The sequence below is a fragment of the Geobacillus sp. DSP4a genome, assembly GCF_013096875.1.
In the GTDB taxonomy this organism is placed as follows: domain Bacteria; phylum Bacillota; class Bacilli; order Bacillales; family Anoxybacillaceae; genus Geobacillus; species Geobacillus thermophilus.
The window spans coordinates 1-550 of record NZ_SDLD01000181.1 but is presented as its reverse complement, the minus strand read 5'-3'; the positions used below and the strand labels follow the sequence as shown (position 1 = coordinate 550).

Genomic DNA, 550 nt, shown 5'->3' with positions numbered 1-550 from the left:
CCTATGACATCATGAAACGCTTGTTGGCGTTGATCATTTCCAAGTGCAACCGCCAAACCCGCCGCTCGCTTCGGTTTCCCAAACCGCTTCGGGTGGTGGATTCGACGACCGTCACAGTCGGGAAAAAACGCCTCCCATGGGCGCCGTATCACGGCGAACGCGCCGGAGTGAAGCTGCACGTCGCGTATTCGCCGGAATCCTCGTTGCCGGCAGACGTGGTGGAAACGACCGGGCTGCGTCACGATGGGCCCAGTGGGAGAACAGTTGACGAACCCTCAACAAATGCTCGTGGAAGACCGGGCGTATTTCAAAATCGAACGCCTCGATCGATTTGTAGAGCAGCATCAGCTGTTTGTCATTCGGATGAAGGACAACATCGAACTTCATCAGAAAAAAAGCTTGAACCGCCTTCCGAGCGCATCTTCATCGGTTCAAGCCGACTTCACGTGCCAGTTGGGAACGAAACAATACCGCTCCACCAAGCGTCACCGGGTGGTGATCTTTCGAGATGCGAATGGCCGCGACATTCGGGTCGTGACGAACCTCTTCC

The 550-nt window shown here is 55.8% G+C and carries 1 pseudogene; it reads left to right on the top strand.

The features are described from left to right. Positions 1-550, top strand: a pseudogene (locus ETC02_RS16900) (transposase); the annotation flags it as partial.